General features: G+C 76.2%; 18 protein-coding genes. 6 read left to right on the top strand and 12 right to left on the bottom strand.

Features of this window, described 5'->3' with window-relative positions; translation table 11 throughout:
* Positions 1-19: 19 nt before the first annotated feature.
* Both CS2_RS03500 and CS2_RS03505 read right to left on the bottom strand, forming a co-directional pair.
* The gene (locus tag CS2_RS03500; RefSeq protein WP_052748189.1) at positions 20-424 is read right to left on the bottom strand and encodes an ImmA/IrrE family metallo-endopeptidase; all 405 of its coding nucleotides are present in this window, start codon (positions 422-424) and stop codon (positions 20-22) included.
* 110 nt (positions 425-534) lie between these two features.
* Positions 535-1,149: a hypothetical protein gene (locus CS2_RS03505; RefSeq protein WP_070318909.1), complete on the bottom strand. Its 615-nt coding sequence runs from the start codon at positions 1,147-1,149 to the stop codon at positions 535-537.
* A gap of 202 nt (positions 1,150-1,351) precedes the next feature.
* Here CS2_RS03505 and CS2_RS03510 point away from each other — a divergent pair, with 202 nt between their 5' ends.
* Both CS2_RS03510 and CS2_RS18740 read left to right on the top strand, forming a co-directional pair.
* Positions 1,352-1,615 (top strand): helix-turn-helix domain-containing protein, encoded by a 264-nt coding sequence (locus CS2_RS03510; protein WP_070318910.1) that lies wholly within the window; start codon positions 1,352-1,354, stop codon positions 1,613-1,615.
* Positions 1,612-1,785 carry a hypothetical protein gene (locus CS2_RS18740; RefSeq protein WP_156441982.1) on the top strand — a complete coding sequence of 58 codons (174 nt, stop codon included), beginning with the start codon at positions 1,612-1,614 and terminating at the stop codon, positions 1,783-1,785. Before CS2_RS03510 ends, CS2_RS18740 begins: the two co-directional genes overlap by 4 nt.
* A gap of 84 nt (positions 1,786-1,869) precedes the next feature.
* On the opposite strand, the gene CS2_RS03515 is transcribed toward CS2_RS18740, so the two are convergent.
* Both CS2_RS03515 and CS2_RS03520 read right to left on the bottom strand, forming a co-directional pair.
* Positions 1,870-3,126 (bottom strand): class I SAM-dependent RNA methyltransferase, encoded by a 1,257-nt coding sequence (locus CS2_RS03515; protein ID WP_070318911.1) that lies wholly within the window; start codon positions 3,124-3,126, stop codon positions 1,870-1,872.
* On the bottom strand, positions 3,116-5,119 hold the full coding sequence (locus CS2_RS03520) for an APC family permease (RefSeq protein WP_070318912.1): 2,004 nt from the start codon (positions 5,117-5,119) through the stop codon (positions 3,116-3,118). The genes CS2_RS03515 and CS2_RS03520 overlap by 11 nt, the downstream gene beginning before the upstream one ends.
* Positions 5,120-5,237: 118 nt before the next feature.
* On the opposite strand from CS2_RS03520, the gene CS2_RS03525 reads away from it, so the two are divergent.
* Complete coding sequence (locus CS2_RS03525; RefSeq protein ID WP_046530491.1) at positions 5,238-5,888, top strand: potassium channel family protein; 651 nt, start codon at positions 5,238-5,240, stop codon at positions 5,886-5,888.
* Positions 5,885-6,559 carry a potassium channel family protein gene (locus CS2_RS03530; protein ID WP_046528267.1) on the top strand — a complete coding sequence of 225 codons (675 nt, stop codon included), beginning with the start codon at positions 5,885-5,887 and terminating at the stop codon, positions 6,557-6,559. Before CS2_RS03525 ends, CS2_RS03530 begins: the two co-directional genes overlap by 4 nt.
* On the opposite strand, the gene CS2_RS03535 is transcribed toward CS2_RS03530, so the two are convergent.
* The 4 genes from CS2_RS03535 to dut form a co-directional block, all read right to left on the bottom strand.
* Positions 6,492-7,256, bottom strand: a complete 765-nt coding sequence (locus CS2_RS03535; protein ID WP_046528266.1) for a DUF3159 domain-containing protein — start codon at positions 7,254-7,256, stop codon at positions 6,492-6,494. The genes CS2_RS03530 and CS2_RS03535 overlap by 68 nt on opposite strands.
* Before the next feature lie 4 nt (positions 7,257-7,260).
* Entirely contained in the window at positions 7,261-7,632 is a 372-nt protein-coding gene (locus CS2_RS03540) for an OB-fold nucleic acid binding domain-containing protein (protein ID WP_046528265.1), read from the bottom strand.
* A complete protein-coding gene (locus tag CS2_RS03545) occupies positions 7,629-8,342 on the bottom strand; it encodes a DUF3710 domain-containing protein (protein WP_070318913.1) in 714 nt (237 codons plus the stop codon). Before CS2_RS03545 ends, CS2_RS03540 begins: the two co-directional genes overlap by 4 nt.
* Before the next feature lie 110 nt (positions 8,343-8,452).
* The gene (gene dut / locus CS2_RS03550; RefSeq protein ID WP_070318914.1) at positions 8,453-8,959 is read right to left on the bottom strand and encodes a dUTP diphosphatase; all 507 of its coding nucleotides are present in this window, start codon (positions 8,957-8,959) and stop codon (positions 8,453-8,455) included.
* 104 nt (positions 8,960-9,063) lie between these two features.
* Between dut and CS2_RS03555 the strand changes: the two genes are divergently transcribed.
* The gene (locus CS2_RS03555) at positions 9,064-9,582 is read left to right on the top strand and encodes a DUF3093 domain-containing protein (protein WP_070318950.1); all 519 of its coding nucleotides are present in this window, start codon (positions 9,064-9,066) and stop codon (positions 9,580-9,582) included.
* A gap of 61 nt (positions 9,583-9,643) precedes the next feature.
* Here the strand turns inward: CS2_RS03555 and CS2_RS03560 are convergent, their stop codons facing one another.
* The 3 genes from CS2_RS03560 to CS2_RS03570 all read right to left on the bottom strand — a co-directional run bounded on the left by CS2_RS03560 (position 9,644) and on the right by CS2_RS03570 (position 11,668).
* Positions 9,644-9,943 carry a DUF4193 domain-containing protein gene (locus CS2_RS03560; protein WP_029287753.1) on the bottom strand — a complete coding sequence of 100 codons (300 nt, stop codon included), beginning with the start codon at positions 9,941-9,943 and terminating at the stop codon, positions 9,644-9,646.
* 269 nt (positions 9,944-10,212) lie between these two features.
* Positions 10,213-11,043, bottom strand: coding sequence for an inositol monophosphatase family protein (locus CS2_RS03565; protein ID WP_070318915.1), 831 nt, complete (start codon positions 11,041-11,043; stop codon positions 10,213-10,215).
* A 40-nt stretch (positions 11,044-11,083) separates the two neighbouring features.
* Positions 11,084-11,668, bottom strand: coding sequence for a trimeric intracellular cation channel family protein (locus tag CS2_RS03570; protein ID WP_233421057.1), 585 nt, complete (start codon positions 11,666-11,668; stop codon positions 11,084-11,086).
* Between the two features lie 167 nt (positions 11,669-11,835).
* On the opposite strand from CS2_RS03570, the gene sepH reads away from it, so the two are divergent.
* Complete coding sequence (gene sepH, locus CS2_RS03575) at positions 11,836-12,915, top strand: septation protein SepH (protein ID WP_046528261.1); 1,080 nt, start codon at positions 11,836-11,838, stop codon at positions 12,913-12,915.
* 45 nt (positions 12,916-12,960) lie between these two features.
* On the opposite strand, the gene CS2_RS03580 is transcribed toward sepH, so the two are convergent.
* Positions 12,961-13,620 carry a thymidine kinase gene (locus CS2_RS03580; protein ID WP_046528260.1) on the bottom strand — a complete coding sequence of 220 codons (660 nt, stop codon included), beginning with the start codon at positions 13,618-13,620 and terminating at the stop codon, positions 12,961-12,963.
* Positions 13,621-13,632 lie beyond the last annotated feature (12 nt).

Consider the following 13,632-nt stretch of genomic DNA (forward strand, 5'->3'; position numbering starts at 1 on the left):
ACCGCCGGCCGCGGGCACGTCACGCGACGCCGTCGTCGACCGCGCGCAGGCGGGCGCGCCCGGCCTCGTCGAGGCCCGCGAGCCGGTCGAGGACGGTCGCCACGTCCACGCCGAGCTCGTCCGCGAGCTCGCGCGGGTGCCGCGTCCAGCGCCACGCCGCGAGCAGCGCGTCGTCGGGCACCAGGCGGCGTGCGACGAGCGCCCGCACCTCGCGCTCCTGCGCCGGCGTGCAGCCGCCCACGTGCCCGAGCTCGATGTGGGCGAGCTCGTGCGCGAGCGTGCACCGGCGCTGCGCCTGCGACTGGTCCGGGTGCAGCACGACGACCGACCGCCCGTCGGTGAGCCCCAGGACCCCCGGCAGCCGCCGCCAGACCAGGCGCACGTGCGGCATGGCGCGCAGCCGCCGCCAGGGGTGCTCCACCACGCGGCGACGGTAGCCCGGCCCACCGGCCGCGCGCTCCGGCCCTCCACAGGCCGTGACGCCGCCCGACGGGCGGGTGGGCGTGCGGACGTCCCGGGACGTCCGACGCGCGCTCAGTCGGCGTCCGGGAGGGGCGGCAGGTCCGGCTCGCCGGCGCGCGCCGCCCAGCCCTCGACCGTCGCGTCCCACGTCGTCCCGAGGACGGTCGCGTCGACCAGACCCGCGACGTGCTCGGGCGCGGCTCGCAGCACGGCCTCGACCGCGTCGTCCACGGGCAGCACCAGGAACCGGGCGGGCAGCTCGTGCGCGGCGTGCCGGCGCGCGACCTCGTCGCGCACCGCCGCGGCCAGCCGTCCGTCGGCGGCGCCGCCCGCCGCACCCTCGGCACGCACGAGCGCCCGCGCGACCTCCACGACGGCACGTCGCGAGCGCGGCCCCAGCGCGTCGACGCCCGCGGGCAGCGCGTCCGCGAGCGGCTCGCGGGGCACGGGGAGCGCCGCGGCCGCCATGGCGCGGTCCTCGTCCACGCCCGCGAGCCACGCGAGCGCGCGCACGGTCTCGGGCGAGGGCACGGAGTCGTACCTGCCGGACGCGATCCCGGCGATCGTCGTGTGCACGACCGCGAAGCCGGCGTCCTGCGCGGCCCGCGCGAGGGAGCGGAGCGACTCCCCCGGACGGCGCTCGCGCGCGAGCGCGACGAGGTCGGCGAGCGTCGTCGGACCCTCCACGGGCGAGCCACCTCCTCCGCCGCGCCACCCTGCGTGACAAGCGACGGGGCCATCGTCGCAGATGGGAGCGGCGATCCGCGGCCACCGCCCGACAAGTGGCGCGCACCGCGGTGCGCAGCGCGCATCCATGGTGCGCACACCACTTGTCAGTACGCGCGCCGGGCGGCGATGATGGGCGGCCCGACGACACGGGGAGAGGTCGATGCGCGTGAAGGACCCGGCGCTGCTGCGCGAGCGGCGCGTGCGGCGACGGCTCACCCAGCGCGAGCTCGCGTTCCTCGTGCGGCGCTCGCAGGCCACGGTGTGGCAGCTCGAGAACGGCCAGCTCCGCACCGTGACGCCGCAGCTCGCCCGCGCGATCTCCGACCGCCTCGACACGCCGTGCACCGACCTGTTCGAACCGCGCCCCGACGACCGGACCGGCGACCCGGTCCGGCCCGACACCCCCGCAGGAGGACCCGCATGACCCGACCCGCCGGCGCCCAGCTCAAGTACGACGACGAGGACGAGCCGGTCGTGCACTGGGCGGTCTGCCACGGCTGCGCGTGGGTCGGGCCCGACCGGCTATCGCCCGCCGACGCGCGGGCCGACGCCGCGGAGCACGACGACCGCGCGCACGCGCGCCGCGTCGGCTGAGCCCGCCCGCGAACGGGACGGCCGCGGACCGCCGGCCGAGCGCGGGCGGCCCCGCGCCCCCCGCGACGGCCGGCGGGCGCCGCGTCAGCGCGTGAGGACGGCGACCGCCTCGAGGTGGTGCGTCATGGGGAACAGGTCGTGCCCCGTGATCTCGAGCCCCGTCCACCCGCGCTCGGCGAGCAGGGCGACGTCGCGCGCCAGCGCCGCCGGGTCGCACGCGACGTAGACGATCCGCTCGGGTCGCAGCGCGGCGACCGCCTCGACGACGCGCCGGCCGGCACCCGTCCGCGGCGGGTCGAGCACGACGACGTCGGCCGCCGCCGCGGCGGGCACGCCGCCGCGCCGCCCCGTCAGCACGTCGGCGACGTCCCCCGCGTGCAGCTCGACCTGCGGCCGGTCGTGCGCGTTGCGCCGAGCGTCCCGCACGGCACGCTCGTCACCCTCGACCGCCACGAGCCGACCGTCGGGACCGACCGCGTCGGCCAACGGCGACGAGAACAGCCCCGCACCCGCGTAGAGGTCCAGCACGGTGGCACCCGCGACGTCGCCCACCGCGTCGAGCACGCGCGACGTGAGCAGCGCGGGCGCTCCCCGGTGCACCTGCCAGAAGCCCGCCGCGGCCACGCGGTACTCGTAGGTCGTCGCACCGACCTCGACCCGCTCGCGGACGGCGGCGCGCGCGTTCGGCCGGGGGTCTGGCCGGTTCGCGTGCAGGTCGAACGGCGCACCGTCGAGCAGGACGATCGGCGTCGCGCCGTCCGCGGGCGCGACCGCCTCGACGCGGGTGCCCGCCGGCCACCGCCGGTCGAACAGGCCGAGGGCCGCGACGTGCTCGCTCGCGAGCGGCATGTCGGCCAGCGGCAGCACCGTGTGCGACCGGTGCCGGCGCATCCCGGCGCGTCCCTCGGCGTCGACGTGCAGGTCGATGCGCGTGCGCCACGCGAGGCCGCCGCGCTCGTCGTCCCCGGGGACGCCCGCGACCTCGGGGGCGAGGTCGACGCGCGCGAGCCGCCGCAGCTGCTCGGCCAGCACGGCGGACTTCCAGGCGCGCTGGGCGGGCAGCGCGACGTGCGCGAGCTCTCCCCCGCCGACCCCGCCGGGTCCGGCGGCGGGCCACGCCGACGGCACGCGGTCGGGCGACGCGTCGAGCACCTCGACCGCGTCGGCGCGCCAGAACTTCGCGTCGGGCGCGGCGTCGGTGAGCCGCGCCCGGACGCGCTCGCCCGGCAGGGTGTGCCGCACGAACACGACGCGCCCGTCGTGCCGGGCCACGCAGTGCCCGCCGTGGGCCACGGGCCCGATCTCGAGGTCGACCGTCGCGCCGGGGGTGTCAGTAGCCACGCGGCACGGTACCCCGGACCGGGTCCTCGAGCCCCGTCTGCCCCTCACTCGACGCGAGCTGCCACGGCACGGACGCCACGACCACCCCGGGCGTGAACAGCAGACGGCTCTTGAGGCGCAGCGCGCTCTGGTTGTGCAGCAGCTGCTCCCACCAGTGCCCCACGACGTACTCGGGGATGTACACGACGACGAGGTCGCGCGGGCTCTCGCGGCGGATCGAGCGCACGTAGGTCAGCACCGGGCGCGTGATCTCGCGGAACGGCGAGTCCAGCACGCGCAGCGGCACCGGCAGGTCGGCCGCGTCCCACTGCGCGCGCAGCGCGGCGACGTCGTCCGCGTCGACCCCGACGGTGACGGCCTCGAGCACGTTCGGCCGCGACGCGCGGGCGTACGCCAGCGCGCGCATGGTCGGGCGGTGCAGGTGCGACACCAGCACGACCGCGTGCACGCGGCTCGGCAGCGCGCGGGCCCCCTGCTCGTCGTCGGCCAGCGCGAGCTCGGCGCGCACGCGGCGGTAGTGCTCGTGCACCCCCTGCATCGCCACGAAGACCAGGGCCATCGCGAGGATCGCGATCCACGCACCGTGCGTGAACTTCGTGAGGAGCACGATGACGAGCACCGTGGCCGTCATGCCCAGGCCGATCGTGTTGATGACGCGCGAGCGGCGCATGCGCGCCCGCGCGCGCGGCTCCGGCTCGGTGCGCAGCTCGCGCGTCCAGTGCCTGACCATCCCGAGCTGCGACAGCGTGAACGAGACGAACACGCCGACGATGTACAGCTGGATGAGCCGCGTGACCTGCGCGTCGAACGCCCAGATGAGCGCGATCGCGGCGGCGGCGAGCGTGAGGATGCCGTTGGAGAACGCGAGGCGGTCGCCGCGCGTGTGCAGCTGGCGCGGCAGGTAGCCGTCCTTGGCGAGGATCGACCCGAGCACGGGGAACCCGTTGAACGCGGTGTTCGCGGCGAGCACGAGGATCAGGCCCGTCACGACCGACACCACCACGAACAGCACGTCGACGCCCGAGAAGACCGACGCCGCGAGCTGGCTGATGACGGGGTGCTGCTCGTACGCGTCGCCGACGGGCACGCCGTCGCGCAGCAGCTGCGTCGCCGGGTCGTCGACGAACTTCACGCCCGTGGCCTGCGCGAGCAGCAGGATCGACAGGATCATCGCGATCGAGATCGACCCGAGCAGCAGCAGCGTCGTCGCGGCGTTGCGGGACTTGGGCTTCTTGAACGCCGGCACGCCGTTGCTGATGGCCTCGACGCCCGTCAGCGCGGCGCAGCCCGACGCGAACGCGCGCAGCACCAGGAAGCCGCCGGCGAGCCCCATGAGGCCCTGGTCGAACCCGGGCTCCGACGCGACGCCGAAGCCCGCGCTCTCGGCGGCGGGCAGCGTGCCGGTGAAGTAGCGGACGGCCCCGACCACGGCGATCGACCCCATCGCCGCCATGAAGAGGTACACCGGGATCGCGAACGCCGTCCCCGACTCCTTGACGCCCCGCAGGTTGACGAGCGTCAGCGCGACCACCAGCCCGATCGCGAACGTCGTCTCGTGCCCGCGCAGCGCCGGGATCGCCGTGGCCGCGTACTGCGCGCCCGACGAGATCGACACCGCGACCGTGAGCACGTAGTCCACGAGCAGCGCGCTCGCGACCGTGACGCCCGCGCGCGGCCCGAGGTTGACCGACGCGACCTCGTAGTCGCCGCCGCCCGACGGGTAGGCGTGCACGTTCTGCCGGTACGACGCGACGACCGTGAGCAGCACGAGCGCGACCGCGATCCCGACCCACGGCGAGATGGTCAGCGCCGTGAGCCCGGCGAGCGACAGCGTCAGCAGGATCTCGTCGGGCGCGTACGCCACGGACGAGAGCGCGTCGGACGCGAAGACGGGCAGCGCGATGCGCTTGGGCAGGAGGGTGTGGCCCAGCCGGTCGCTGCGGACCGGCCGGCCGAGCACGAGCCGTTTGGCGGCGTCTGCGAGGTCCGACACGAGCAGCGATCGTATGCCCGCGGGGCCCCCGGCTCACAGGCCCCGCGCGGGACCCGCCGCGACGGGCGCGCGAGAGCGCCCGCGGGGTATAGCGTGACCGGCTGTGCACTTCGTCATCATGGGATGCGGGCGCGTGGGGGCGACGCTCGCGCAGTCCCTGGAGGCCCGCGGCCACTCGGTCGCGGTGATCGACCAGAACCCCGACGCGTTCCGCCGTCTCGACGCCGACTTCCAGGGCAACAAGGTCACCGGCCTCGGCTTCGACCGCGACACCCTGCGCACGGCCGGCATCGACGACACGTACGCGTTCGCCGCGGTGTCCGACGGCGACAACTCGAACATCCTCGCGGCGCGCGTGGTGCGCGAGACGTTCGGCGTGGAGAACGTCGTGGCCCGCATCTACGACCCGCACCGCGCCGAGATCTACCAGCGCCTGGGCATCCCCACGGTCGCGACCGTGCGGTGGACCTCCGACCAGGTGCTGCGCCGCATGCTGCCGATGGGCACGACCGACGAGTACCGCGACGCCTCGGGGCAGATCCAGCTCGCGCAGGTCGACGTGCACGCCGGCTGGGTGGGACGCCCGCTGCGCGCGCTCGAGGAGGCCAGCGGCGCGCGGGTCGCGTACCTCACGCGCTACGGCGACGGCGTGCTGCCGACGGCCGGTTCCGTCCTGCAGGAGAGCGACACCGTGCACCTGCTGCTGCGCGTCGAGGACGCGCCGGCCGTGGAGCGTGTGCTCACCTCGCCCCCGAAGGTGGAGTCATGAGGGTCGTCATCGCCGGCGCCGGGTCCGTCGGCCGGTCCATCGCGCGCGAGCTGCTCGCGCACGACCACGAGGTCACGCTGATCGACCGGCAGCCGTCGGCGATGCGGGTCGCGCAGGTCGCCGAGGCGGACTGGCTGCTGGCCGACGCGTGCGAGCTCCCCACGCTCCGCGAGGTCCGCGCCGACGAGTGCGACGTCATGGTCGCCGCGACGGGCGACGACAAGGCGAACCTCGTGGTGTCGCTGCTCGCGAAGACGGAGTTCGGCGTGCCGCGCACGGTCGCGCGCGTCAACAACCCGAAGAACGAGTGGATGTTCGACGACGCGTGGGGCGTCGACGTGGCCGTGTCGACGCCGCGCATCATGACGGCGATGGTCGAGGAGGCCGTCGCCGTCGGCGACCTCGTGCGGATCTTCACGTTCCACCAGTCGAAGGCGGACATCCTCGAGCTCACGCTGCCCGAGGGCTCACCCCTCGCGGGCGTGCGCGTCGGTCAGGTCGAGTGGCCCGCGGACACCGTGCTCGCGTGCATCGTCCGCGACGCGCGCCCGCTGGCGCCGAGCCCCGACGACACGCTCGAGGGCCGTGACGAGCTGCTGTTCGTCACGGGGCACGAGGCGGACGAGCAGGCGCTCGAGCGCCTGCTGACCCGCGGACCAGCATCCAGCTGAGCCACAGCGTCAGGGCGGTCAGCGGCAGGCCCATCGCGAGCTTCGCCGTGCCCAGCCACACGACCTGACCGGCGAGGAAGAGCGGGAGCTGCACGAGCAGGCGCACCCCGAACATCGCCACCCAGGGCCAGGTCGCGAGCGCGTAGCGGCGGCGCAGCGCGGGCTCCGCGCGCCACTCGAGCGCACCGCCCCACGTGCCGCCCGCGAGCGGGCCGCGGTTGCTGAACATCCCGACGACGAGCCCGACGAGCGGCCACCCGACGACGATCGTCGCGAGCGTGCCCACGAGGTAGGCGGCGTTGACGATGAGGCCGTACGCGAAGTAGTCGCCCGCGTCGCCGGTGCGCCACGCCCAGATCACGCCGACGCCCACGCCGAGCACGCCCGAGAACGCCTGCGTCACGGGCGTGCGCTGCACGAGACGCGCGACGACCGCGAGCGCCGCGGCGGCGGCCGCCGAGATCAGCGCGGGCTGCAGGCGTTGACCCGCCGCGATGTAGACCACGACGAACAGCAGCCCGGGCGCGACCGCCTCGACCATGCCGCGCACGCCGCCGAGCGCGTCGACGGCCGAGAACTGCTCGGCCGTCAGCGACCGCAGGCCGCGGGCGCCGCCCTCCTCGGGCGGCACGACGTCGTCGACCGCGTCGAGGACGACCGGCTCGTCGTCACGGGCGTCGTCGCGCGGTGCGGTCATCGGGTCACTCCCCCGGTCGGGCGCGCAGCTCGTAGCGCGGGTTGAAGATCGTGCGGCGGCCGTCGACGAGGCACACCATCCCGTCGACCTTGAGCCGCCGGCCGGGCTCGATGCCGGCGATGCTGCGCCGGCCGAGCCACACGAGGTCGAGCGTGCCGGACCCGTCGTACAGCTCGGCCTCGAGCGCGGGCACGCCCTCGCGCGGCCGCAGCGTGACGGAGCGCAGCACGCCGGACACCGAGGCGCGCGCGCGGTGCGGCAGCGCGTCGACCGGGCAGCACCCGGGCACGCTCACGGCGTCGGCGCGCTCCTCGTCGGCCTCGATCTCGGCCTGCGACGCGAGGGCCTTGCGCACGCGGTCGCGCAGCGTGGTCATCCGATCTCCGTGATCTCGGGCCCGCGCTCGGGCGGCGCGAGGCGGGGGGCCGCAGGCGGGGGCGGGGGCGTGGCGCCGCCGGGCAGCTGCAGCGGCAGCAGGTCCCGCGGGGGCCGGGCGTCGGTGCCGCGCACGACGACGACCTGCCCGAAGAGGTCCTCGAGCCGCCCGGCCGCGTCCGGCTCGACGGCCGCACGGCCGGTGAGCACGCCGCGCAGGAACCAGCGCGGTCCGTCCGTGCCGAGGAACCGTGCCGGGCGGTGACCCGTGCGCCCCTCGGGGGTGCGCACGGGCAGCCGCGCGAGCAGCTCGCGGCCGTACGGGCCGGGCAGGTCGTCGACGGTGCCGCCCTGCTGGGTGATCGAGGCGGCGATCTCCTCGCGGATCTCGTCCCAGATGCCCTCGGTCCGGGGCGCGGCGAACGCCTGGAGCTGCAGCGACGAGCCGTCGAGGAGCACGGCGACCGCGGACACCACGTTGGTCGCCTTGTCGACCTCGAGGCGCACCTCCATGCCGTCGACCTGCGGCAGCCGGATGGCACCGAGGTCGACGCGCGGCATCTCGGGGTGCGTCGCGTCGACGTCCCACGGTCCGCGGGCGTCACCGAGCTCGGGGGCCGCCTCGACCTCGGCGACGGCGGCGTCCTGCGGGACGTCGACGGCGGCGTCGCGCGCGTCGTCCTCCTTGGGGCCACGACGGAACAGACCCACGTTCGCTTCCTCCGACCGGCGCCGAGCGCCCTCGTCCTGCAGTCCTCTGACGTCACAACGACCGCGACGTCGACAGTAGTTCCGATCCCGGCGCAGGGGCCGGTCCCGCGTCAGGTCCCGGCGCCCGCGCCCGCGCCTGCTCCGGCACCCGCGCCGGCCCAGCCGCCGCTCGAGCCGAACCCGCCCGCACCGCGCACGGAGCCCGGCAGCTGCGCGACCTCGACGAACCTCGCGTGCTCGACGCGCTGCACGACGAGCTGGGCGATGCGGTCGCCGCGGCGCAGCTCGAGCGGCTGCTCGCGGTCGGTGTTGAGCAGCGTCACGGCGATCTCGCCGCGGTACCCGGCGTCCACCGTGCCGGGCGCGTTGACGACCGTGAGGCCGTGGCGCGCCGCGAGGCCCGAGCGCGGGTGCACGAACGCGGCGTACCCCTCGGGCAGCGCGATGGCGACACCGGTGGGGACGGTCGCGCGCTCACCCGGGCCGAGCAGGACGTCGACGCGCGCCACCAGGTCGGCGCCCGCGTCACCGGGGTGCGCGTACGCGGGGGCGGGCAGGTCGGCGTCGAGGCGCTGCAGCAGCACCTGGACGTCCTCGGTGCGGTGGGTCCCGGTCACGGGGGCCGACCCTACCGCGCCCGGGGCACCGCGACGCGCGCGTCGCGGTGCGGCTGCCGTCCGGGACGACGCCCGCGGCCCGGCGACGATGAGATCCTGTGCGCATGACCCCGACGCCCGACCCGGTCACGCCCGTCTCGTCCGAGCCCCCGTCGCCGCGCACCGCCGCCGTGGGCGCGCCCTTCCGCGAGCGGCTGTGGCCGGGCGCCGTGGGCTGGGGCGGGGTCGTCGCGTTCGCGGGCGTGCTCGGGGTCGCGTTCGTCCCCGTCGACGCACGGCTCGCGCTCGTCGTCGGCGTCGTCGCGCTGCTCGCCGGCCTGGCGGGAGCGGTCCTGACGACACCCCGCGTCGAGGTGGTCGACGGCGTGCTGCGCGCGGGGAACGCGCGCATCCCCGTCGCGCTGCTGCGCGCCCCGCGCGTCCTGGACCGCGCCGCTCTGCGCACCGAGCTGGGACCGGCGCTCGACGCCCGCGCGTTCGCGTGCCTGCGGTCGTGGATCGGCGGCGGCGTCCGGGTCGAGGTCGAGGACCCGCAGGACCCGACGCCCTACTGGATCGTCTCGACGCGGCGCCCGGACGCGCTCGTCGCGGCGCTCGAGGCCGCGGGCGCGCCGGCCGCCTGACACGACGACGGCCGGCCACCCCCGCAGGGGCGACCGGCCGGTCGAGGCGTCGTGGGCGACGTCAGGCCGCGCACTCCGAGCACACGGGCTGGCCGTTGCGCTCGTACGCGAGCTGGCTGCGGTGGTGCACCAGGAAGCACGACGAGCACGTGAACTCGTCGGCCTGTCGGGGCAGGACGCGGACGGACAGCTCTTCGCCGGACAGGTCGGCGCCGGGGAGCTCGAACCCCTCGGCCGCCTCCGTCTCGTCCTCGTCCACCACGCCCGAGTTCTTGTCGGAGCGCCGGGCCTGGAGCTCCTGGAGCGAGTCCTCGCTCAGGTCCTCCTCGGTCTTGCGCGGGGCGTCGTAGTCGGTTGCCATGTGTGAGCGTCACACTCCGTCTTCTGCAGCAGTGGGTCGTGGTACGCGGGATCAATGCACCACGGCAGTGTTTTGTTCCCCCCGCGCGGACGGATTGTGCCCCACCGCGGGCGCGGATGCGAACACGGACGCGCGCCCAGGTGGTCAGACCCGGCGAACCGTCACCGACCGGACCACGTCCTCGCAGGCCAGGCCGCCTCGGGACGGACCGTACGAGGCGGATCTCACCCCCGCGGGGCGACCGGGCGCCCCGTGGGTCCGCCCCACGCTCACGGACCGGTGTCGGCGTCGAGGTCCTCGAGCAGCGTCGTGAGCTCGCCGACGCGCGCCGCGGCGCCCGCGACGGTCATCGCCGACCCCGCGGGCGCGCCCCGCAGGCCCTGCACGACGCCGCCGGCCTCCTGCACGACGAGCGACGCGGCGGCGAGGTCCCAGGGCTGCAGTCCACGCTCGTAGTAGAGGTCGAGACGTCCGGTCGCGACCTGGCAGAGGTCGATCGCGGCGGCGCCGATGCGACGCACGTCCCGCACCTGCGGGAGCAGCGCGGCCAGGACGCGCGCCTGGCCGCGGCGCCGGTCCGCGACGTACCCGAACCCGGTGCCGACGAGGCAGCGGTCCAGCGGGGGCGCGGTCGTCAGCGCGAGCGGGCGGCCGTCCAGACGGGCGCCGTGGCCGCGCGCGGCGGTCCACGTCTCCCCCGTCGCGGGTGCGTGCACGCAGCCCGCGAGCACGGTCCAGGTGGCCGGGTCGGGGTCACCGGCGACGGCCGCGACGCTCACGGCGTACGCGGGCAGCCCGTAGAGGTAGTTGACGGTGCCGTCGATGGGGTCGACGACCCACGTGACCCCCGAGGTGCCTGCGGTGCTGCCCCCCTCCTCGCCGAGCACGGCGTCGTCGGGGCGCAGGCGCGCGAGCGTGCGGCGCACGAGGTCCTCGCTCGCGAGGTCCATCGCGGTGACGACGTCGACGGCGCTGGACTTGGTGGCGGCGACGCCCACGGTCTCGGGGCGCCCGTCGTGCACGAGACGGCCGGCGGCGCGCGCGACCTCCTCGGCGACGGCGACGAGCTCGGTGACGGACGGTGCGGCGGGGACGGTCACGGACCCATCCTGCCGCAGCGCGCCGCCGGCCCCGGGCCCGTCATCGCTGGCGGGAGGCGCCCGGCGCGCGCCACGGCCCCGGCGCGTTGAGGTCGAACCGCAGCGCGAGCACGCGCAGCGCGAACACCCCGACGGCGACCGCGGAGAGGCCGACGGCGCCGGCCAGCCCCAGGTGCCACAGCGCGACCGTCGCGGCCGACCCGAGCAGCGCGGGCACCGCGTAGAGCTGACGGTGGTGCAGCACGACCGGCACCTCGCCCGTGAGCAGGTCGCGCAGGATCCCGCCCCCGACGCCCGTGAGCACGCCCACGACGATCGCGGCGAGCGCGGTCGTGCCGTGCTCCAGCCCCTTGACCGTGCCGACCACCGCGAACAGCGCGAGCGCGCCCGCGTCCAGCACGACGATCACGCGGCGCGCGCGCTCGAGGCGCGGGTGCCCGAAGTACATGACGAGCCCGCCCGCGAGCGCGGCGCCCATGAGCCGCACGTCGCTGATGCCGACGGGCGGCACGGCGCCGATCAGCAGGTCGCGCAGCACGCCGCCGCCCAGACCGGTCGCCCACGCCAGCACGAGCAGCCCGAACAGGTCGAACTGCTTGCGCACGGCGGCGAGCGCGCCGGACATGGCGGCCACGAAGACGCCGACGACCTCCAGGACCGGTTCGACCGGCAGCTCGGGCAGCACGGCGCCATCCTCCCGCACGTGACGACGACCTCACGGCGCACCGGGCCGGGGTGCACGCGTTCCGGGCGGATCGGTGGCAGGCTCCTGCGTGGACAGCGGGAGGTCGTATGGGTGAGCTGGAGCTGGTCGGACTCCACGAGGACGGGGAGCACCTCGTCCTGGTCGCGGCCGACGGGCAGCGTTTCCGCGTGCGCATCGACGACCCGCTGCGCGCGGCGGTGCGCCGCGACCGGCCGCAGCTCGAGCAGCTGCGGGCCGAGCAGGCGGGGTCGCTGAGCCCGCGCGAGATCCAGTCGCGCATCCGGGCCGGTGCCACCGCGCAGGAGGTCGCCGACGCCGCGGGCGTGCCCGTCGAGTCGGTCCGCCGCTACGAGGGGCCCGTGCTCGCCGAGCGCGAGTACGTCGCCGAGCAGGCCCGCGCGACGCGCGTGGGCCGCGACTCGGGCGCGCCGCTGCTGGGCGAGCTCGTCACGGACCGCCTCGCGGCGCGCGGCGTCGACGTCGCGTCGCTGTCGTGGGACGCCGCGCGTGAGGGCACGGGGCCGTGGACGGTCGTCGCGCGGTTCGTGGTGTCCGAGGAGCCGCGCGAGGCCCGCTGGTCGTACGACCCGGTGCGCCGCACGGTCGTGGCCGACGAGGACGAGGCCCGCTGGCTGTCGGAGACGGAGATCGACGAGCCCGCGGCGCGGCGCCACCTGGCGGCCGTCCGCGACGTCGTGTTCGACCTCGACACGATGCAGGAGCCGGCCGCACCCGAGCCGGAGCCGACGCACGTGCTGCTCGACGAGCTGCGGCAGCGCCGCGGCGTCCGGCAGCCCCTCGAGCTCGAGGGCGACGACGAGGAGTTCGAGGGCTTCGGCCCGCAGCACGCGTTCGACTTCTCGGCGAGCGGCCCCGGCGGCGGTGACGACGTGCCCACGGCCCACGAGCTCGACGTGCCCGGCGCGCACCCCGTCGACGCCGACCCGGGGCGCGAGGCCGTCGTGCTCACGCCACCGCGCGGCGAGCGTGCGCCGGCCGCACCGACGGCTCCGGTGCCCGCGCTCGTGCCGGACGAGCCGGTGGCGTCCGACGACGCGCCCGCACCCGAGCCGGAGCGCCCGGCCGCGCCCGAGCGGCGGACTCGGCGCACGCGCGCCAAGGTGCCGAGCTGGGACGAGATCGTGTTCGGCGCCAAGCCCGAGTGACGCCGCACGTTCCCCCGATCCGCGGCTGACGCGCGGGCGCCCGCCTCAGCCGGCGTCGTCGTCCTCGAACAGCAGCGTCTGGCCGGTCGGCACGGTCGCGCGGGCGACCCGCGCCGTCATGCGCCGCACGTGGTGGCGACGGCACAGCACCTCGTACGCGACCTCGCCGGCACCGGCGGCCACGTCGCCGACGACGACCTGGTCGCCCTCGACGACCATGAGGCCGTCCACGGTGCGCGCGTTGTGGGTCGCGCGGGCGCCGCACCAGCACAGCGCGCGCACCTGCAGCACCTCGACCCGGTCGGCGAGCTCGACGAGCCGCGCCGAGCCCGGGAAGAGCCGCGCGCGGAAGTCGGTCGTGATGCCGAACGCGTACGCGTCGACCGCGAGCTCGTCGACCACGCGGGCGAGCTGCTCGACCTGCGCGGCCGTGTAGAACTGCGCCTCGTCGGCGACGAGGTAGTCGACCGCGCGTCCGCGCGTGCGGCGCGTGACGACCTCGGCCCAGAAGTCGGTCGTGTCGTCGACCTCCTCCGCGTCGCGCTGCAGGCCCAGGCGCGAGGAGATGACCGCCTTGCCCGCGCGGTCCTGCCGCGTGAACAGCACGCCGTCACGACCGCGCGCGGCGTGGTTGTGGTGCATCTGCAGCGCGAGCGTCGACTTGCCGCAGTCCATCGTGCCGGAGAAGAACACCAGCTCGGCCATCAGCGTCTCCTC

Source organism: Cellulomonas iranensis NBRC 101100 = JCM 18110, from assembly GCF_001552375.1.
Classification (GTDB): Bacteria; Actinomycetota; Actinomycetes; order Actinomycetales; family Cellulomonadaceae; genus Cellulomonas; species Cellulomonas iranensis.